Raw genomic sequence first — 6,023 nt, 5'->3', positions numbered from 1 at the left:
GCCCGCAGGCCCGGGATCAACATCCGCTTCATCGATTGCACGAGATCCAGGGTATCCACCTGGGAACGAAGAAGCGGCCCGAGGGCGACACGGGCAATGATTTGAAATTTCGGCTCGCAGTATTCGAGGAGTTTGGCGAGAGCTTCGTCATCTCCCTCGGCTGCCCGCTCGACCCAATCGCGGAAGGGAGAGCGGGGGCTGGGTGACGAAGCATGAGAGATCACGTCTGCCATAGCCGAGGATTCCGACGCCCGCATACCGAGCCTGCAGAGTTCAACGACAACCCACACGTTCCCTCTTACCACCGAGCCCACAAAAGCACGTGTGAGCGAGCTTCCTGCTCACCTTTTCCATTATAATCGAAATGTTACGTATCCCCGCAACTGACGTATCAGGGTGCCCGAAACCTGTTCGAGCCCCGATACAGAAGATCGTCCCCACTTCCCGAGTTTGGAATTGGCAACGAGTTTTTTCGAGGCGTCATTTCTCCGAGTTTGAACATGGCAATTCTCGCAGTCCGCGGGCTTTCCTTCGCGATAGCGGGACAAACTATCCTCGAAAATATCACCTTCGAACTTGACCGGGGTGAGTTTGTCTCCCTTGTTGGACCCAACGGAGCCGGCAAGACGACACTCCTGCGTTGCCTGGCACTGGTTTATCGAAATTGGCAGGGGGAAATCCTCTGGCACGACCGAGCTGCGAAACGCGCCAGCCAACGAGAATGGGCTCGCTTCGTGGCCTATTTGCCGCAGGAAGAACGAGTTGATATCCCATACACAGTAGAGGATTTTGTTCTCATGGGACGTTATCCGCACGGCAGCCCCTTTTCACCGCCCTCACCCCGGGATATCGAGGCCGTGCGCGAAGCGCTCGAACTGACCAACACATGGAATTTTCGGCATCGTCTTGTGCGAACGCTCAGCGGGGGGGAGCGGCAGCGGGTCATGCTGGCCGCGGTCCTTGCGCAGCAGACTCCCGTCCTGCTCCTTGACGAGGCCACCACGTTCCTGGATTTCCGCCACCGGGAGGAAGTGCAGCACCTTTTGGAAAAAATCAACACACAGCGACAGGTGGCCATCCTTGCGGTCACGCACGATATCAACACAGCCGCGCTCTTCAGCCGGCGGATTCTGGCCCTGCGCGAGGGTCACATCGTGTTTGACGGTCCCCCGCCAACCTTCATGCAGGAATCGATTTTGCAGGAGGTCTTCGGTTTTCGCCCGCTTCTGGTGGATCACCCCCAGGCGTGCATTCCCGTGATTGTTCCGACGCGAAGCGGAGGCGAGCCGTGAAGCCAAGCCGATCTGCGCTGACGATCCTTGTCGTGGGAACGCTGGTTGTGCTCGCCGCTGCGCCGCTGGTAGGCCCCCGGTGGATCGATCCCGGCATGCTCTGGAACGGGGACAACCCCCTGGAGGCGAGAATTCTGTGGGATATCCGCGTCCCCCGTGTCCTGGTGGGTTTTCTCGCTGGAATGGGACTCGCCGTGGGAGGAACAGCTTATCAGGCCATGTTCCGCAATCCGCTGGCCAGCCCCTTCACGCTCGGGTTGGCAAGTGGGGCCTCACTGGGCGCGGTCCTGGCCATCCATCTAGGCTGGAACAAATTTCTATGGGGAACACCTGCCGTCACCGTCTGCGCGTTGATGGGCGCCGGTCTGACTCTGGTTGTCGTTTACGGCCTGACTCGATTGCGGGCAGAGCTCTCCGTCGCCACCATGCTGCTGGCGGGCGTTGCGATGAGCTTTCTCAACACGAGTTTAATCCTGGTGCTCCAGTATGCTGTCGATCCCGTGCGGGCGTTCCACGCTTTCCGCTGGATGCTGGGTGGATTGGAAGGGACACTGGGTTACCGGGATATCCTGTGGCTGGCACCTGTGGTCCTGGCAGGTACGTTCATCGTCTGGGTCCTGCGACGTGAGCTCAACCTTCTTTCACTCGGCGACGAATGGGCAGCGGCCCGGGGCGTTTCCCTCCGCACAGTGAAAACACTGATCCTTTTCGTCAGCGGTGTCATGGTCGCTGCCATTGTGGCGCACTGCGGACCGATTGGCTTTGTCTGCCTTATTGCGCCGCACATCAGCCGCCAGCTTGTGGGACCGCAGCACACACGGCTTGTCCCCGCCGCCGCATTACTGGGTGGAACATTTCTGGTAATCAGTGACACAGTAGCGAGAACTATCCTTGCCCCGGCTGAAATCCCCGTGGGCGTAATCACGGCAATTCTCGGCGGTCCGTTTTTCCTCTGGTTGCTTCTGACGCGTCCTCTTTCCTGGGAATGGGTCCCCTGACGCTTCGCACCGAGCCGAGAGTGTCTTTTCTCGCCTTATCGTTGTACAATGCTTAACGATCTTTCTGCAAAGCACTGAAGCCATTTCGGTTATTTGAGCGTCTTACTTTGACGACAAGGAAGCTTCAATCACTGGTAGAGAAAGGGTGCTGCGATGGAGATGCGCTTTCTTGGAGGAACAGGTGTACGGGTCTCGGTGCTGTGCCTCGGGACCATGACGTTTGGAAAGAACCAGTGGCAGATGGGCAACATGACCTTGCCGGAAGTAAAAGAGGCGATCAAACTCTGCCTCGACGCCGGCGTCAACTTCGTCGATACCGCCGACGTGTATTCCTATGGGGAATCGGAAGACCTCCTCGGGCAGGCCATCCAGGGCGTCCGCAAGGACCTCATCATTGCCACCAAAGTCCGCATGCGGATGAGCGACAAACCGAACGACATCGGTCTGTCCCGCCATCACATTCTGGAATCCTGCGATGCCAGCCTCAAACGGCTCCGCACCGATTATATCGACCTGTATCAGGTCCACATCTGGGATCCGGTCACGCCGCTGGAAGAGACGTTGCGGGCGCTGGACGACCTGGTCCGCTGGGGAAAGGTCCGTTATATCGGTGTCTCCAATTACGCCGCGTGGCAAATCATGAAAGCCCTGTGGGTGTCAGACAAGCACGGATGGGTACGCTTTCAGTCGCTCCAGGCGCTGTACAATCTGGCGATCCGCGATATCGAGGTGGAGCTGGTCCCTCTGTGCCAGGACCAGAACCTGGGCATTCTGCCCTGGAGTCCCCTGGCCTTTGGTCTGCTGAGCGGCAAATATCGGCGGAATGCCCCCATGCCCCAGGGCACGCGGATGCAGGGCGCGCTCAAGGACTTCCTGCCCACCGATTGGGACCGTGTTTACAACATCGTCGATGTACTCGACGAAATCGCCAAGGGACATGGCGTGCCGGTGGCAGCGGTGGCCCTGGCCTGGTTGATCCAAAAGCCCGGCGTCACGTCGGTGATCATCGGCGCCCGTACTCTGGACCAACTGCGTGAGAATCTCAAAGCGGCTGAGGTCAAGCTCTCGGAAGATGAGATGAAACGACTGGACGAAGTCAGTGCCCGGCCGATGCCGTACCCTCAGTGGATGATCGCGACTGTAGGGCAAGATAGATAAGCCAACGCCGCTCTTCGGGCGTGCCTTTTGTCGGCCCTGTTGCCGAGTGGAAAATATTTCTTGGAGGTGAAGCCGTGCGGGGCGAAGACTGTTCCCATCGTGCCACGGTGTACCGCCCTTCAGGTCGGAAATGTTCTCCGTGGGTGATCCTGCCGTGGATTGTTCCTCTGGTGGTGCTTTGGCCGCGAATCGGCCGCCAGGCGGTGGGCAGCGAGCCCCGTATCACTCAATCGCCGCAACTCCGCTGGCTTACCCAGGAGGTCCAGCGATGGCAGAAGGTAGAAGGGCTTATCGATTGGCCAAAAACTTACGCCAATCCGTTCGATCCGGCAGAAGTGACCGTTGACGTGTTGATCACAACACCGGCGGGTCAGCACGTGGTGCAGCCGGCGTTCTGGATGGAGGATTATGCCTGGCGGCGGCCTGGAAGGCAGCAAGGCGGTGAATGGTTTTACCCCCAGGGCCGGGCGGGTTGGCGCGTCCGTTTCACCCCCACACAACCTGGCCAGTACACCGCTGTTGTGCGAGTGAAGGACGCCGCCGGTCAGGCCGAGTCTTCTCCCGTCTCGTTCACCTGCGCGGACTCGCCTGGGCATGGATTCCTCCGCGTTTCCCGGATAGACCCCCGCTTCCTGGCTTTTGACGACGGCACGCCTTTCTTTGCGATCGGCCAGAACCTGGCGTTCATCGGCAGCAGCAGCCAGTACTTCACGCTGAGTGGTGCGATTGAGGCGTTCCACAAATTGGCCACGCACGGGGCCAACTATCTGCGAATCTGGACCTGTTGTGAAGATTGGGCCCTGTGCATTGAAGGGCGAAAAAGTGCTTGGGGCCGATCCTGGGCCTGGCGTCCTCCGTGGATCGATCGTCCCGCGGAGATCCCTCCGCCTTCCTTTGCCACCTCAAGCGTTTTCGCAGGGGTACGAGGGGATAAGCTCATCCCCATTACAGAAAAACCGTTGCGACCCGATCCTTCTCATCGCGTGGCCGTTCTTCCTGCGGCGCGCTACCGTCTTTCCCTTGCGGTGTGGTCGCCCCGGCCAGGTGTCACGCTGACCGTTCGCATTTTTGGTCGGGAGGTGGATTTCACTATTCCGGAGGGCGAAGCAGGAAAATGGACAATTCTCACCGCGGACGTCAATTCCCCGCCGGATTCGCTGTGGCTGGGCCCGGTGGAACTGTCTCTCCGTGCCCCGTCCGCCGGGCAACCCGCCCCCATCTATCTGGCGGGGATTTCGCTTCGCGATCCCACAACGGACCGCGAACTTTTGTGGGAAGCGGAGCCGGGCCGTCCGGTCCTCGGTCGGTACAACCCGGTCGATGCGTTCATGCTCGATCAGCTCCTTGCAGCAGCGGAAAAGGAGGGCCTTTATCTGCAACTCTGCCTGTTGACTCGGGACCTCTATATGCACCGACTCAAGGACCCCTCATTTCCTCAATATGCGGAGGCCATCGCCGATGCGAAGAGAACTTTCCGCTACGCAGTGGCCCGCTGGGGGTATTCGCTGCATGTGGCCGCGTGGGAGTACTGGAACGAAATGGATCCCCATTTGCCCACCGACCGCTTTTATGAGGAGCTGGGCCAGTATTTGGATGAGATCGATCCGTATCATCACCTTCGGACCACGAGTACCTGGGGCCCATCCCCCAAAGATTGCCGCCATCCCCATCTCGAAATCGCGGAAGTCCATTATTACCTGCGTCCCGTGGACCGTGGGAGAATCCGTGACGAGGTGGCTGCTGTGATCGATCGTACGGCGTTTCTCCGAGAGCACGCCCCGAGCAAGCCGGCCATCATCGGAGAGTTTGGCCTGGCCGACGACAAATGGCGTGAAGACCCCCAAATGGCGCAGGACACAGAACTCATCCACTTCCACAACTCGCTGTGGGCCTCGCTCATGTCCGGTCTTTCAGGAACGACGCTGTTTTGGTGGTGGGACCAGCTCGACCGGATGAACGCTTATCCCCACTACGCGCCGGTCGCCCGATTTGCCCAGGAAATCCCGTTCGGCAAGGAAGAACTTCGCCCCACTGTATGGGAAGACGAGAAGTCCGGAATACGCGTCATGGCGCTGCTGGGCCGACCAACGAGTGCTTTCTGGATCATACGCCCAAATGGCACGTGGTTGAGCCGCGTTCGGGGCGAGGCACCACCGCGAGAAGAACCTGCGGAGATCTCGCTCCCTGGTCTGACACCGGGTAAATACCGGGTGACGTGGTGGGATCCCTGGCTGGGTCAGTCCCGCGAAACCGACGCGATCACCATCTTGTCGCCCCACAATCGAGTGCGAACGCCCAAGTTCACGCGGGATATTGCCGCCGTGGTTCACGCCTGGGAAGAATCGCGGGAAAAATAGCGGACCCGGCGGTCACTCCTGTCCGCTGCTCAACGTCGCACGTAATCCGCGGCAAAAGACCGTTTGGGAACTTCGACCGGCTGCGGCTGAATGTCGAACGGAATGCCGATCAGCGTCTTGGGTTTGTACCCGAGTGTGGGAACACCGGGAACCGGTGGTGCTGGATCGGCGTTAAACGTATTGATGATCGCGACAATCCGGGGATCAAGCTCGATTTT

5 protein-coding genes and 1 pseudogene are annotated in these 6,023 nt (G+C 59.5%); 4 read left to right on the top strand and 2 right to left on the bottom strand.

Annotation, left to right across the window (positions count from 1 at the left end):
- On the bottom strand, positions 1-233 hold a 233-nt coding region (locus H5U08_RS08475), incomplete at its 3' end, for a hypothetical protein (RefSeq protein WP_297032131.1).
- A 267-nt stretch (positions 234-500) separates the two neighbouring features.
- Between H5U08_RS08475 and H5U08_RS08470 the strand changes: the two genes are divergently transcribed.
- From H5U08_RS08470 to H5U08_RS08455, 4 genes are all read left to right on the top strand, one after another.
- The gene (locus H5U08_RS08470) at positions 501-1,292 is read left to right on the top strand and encodes an ABC transporter ATP-binding protein (RefSeq protein ID WP_297032129.1); all 792 of its coding nucleotides are present in this window, start codon (positions 501-503) and stop codon (positions 1,290-1,292) included.
- Positions 1,289-2,290, top strand: coding sequence for an iron ABC transporter permease (locus H5U08_RS08465; protein WP_297032128.1), 1,002 nt, complete (start codon positions 1,289-1,291; stop codon positions 2,288-2,290). The genes H5U08_RS08470 and H5U08_RS08465 overlap by 4 nt, the downstream gene beginning before the upstream one ends.
- Positions 2,291-2,449: 159 nt before the next feature.
- Positions 2,450-3,448 (top strand): aldo/keto reductase, encoded by a 999-nt coding sequence (locus tag H5U08_RS08460; RefSeq protein WP_297032127.1) that lies wholly within the window; start codon positions 2,450-2,452, stop codon positions 3,446-3,448.
- 74 nt (positions 3,449-3,522) lie between these two features.
- Complete coding sequence (locus tag H5U08_RS08455) at positions 3,523-5,805, top strand: DUF5060 domain-containing protein (RefSeq protein WP_297032126.1); 2,283 nt, start codon at positions 3,523-3,525, stop codon at positions 5,803-5,805.
- Between the two features lie 29 nt (positions 5,806-5,834).
- Here the strand turns inward: H5U08_RS08455 and H5U08_RS08450 are convergent.
- Positions 5,835-6,023: pseudogene (locus tag H5U08_RS08450) on the bottom strand (hypothetical protein); the annotation flags it as partial.

Origin of the sequence: Thermogutta sp. (assembly GCF_014359955.1) — a bacterium.
Taxonomy (GTDB): Bacteria; Planctomycetota; Planctomycetia; order Pirellulales; family Thermoguttaceae; genus Thermogutta.
Note: the sequence above shows the minus strand (reverse complement) of the source record. Positions and strands in the feature narration are given on the sequence as shown.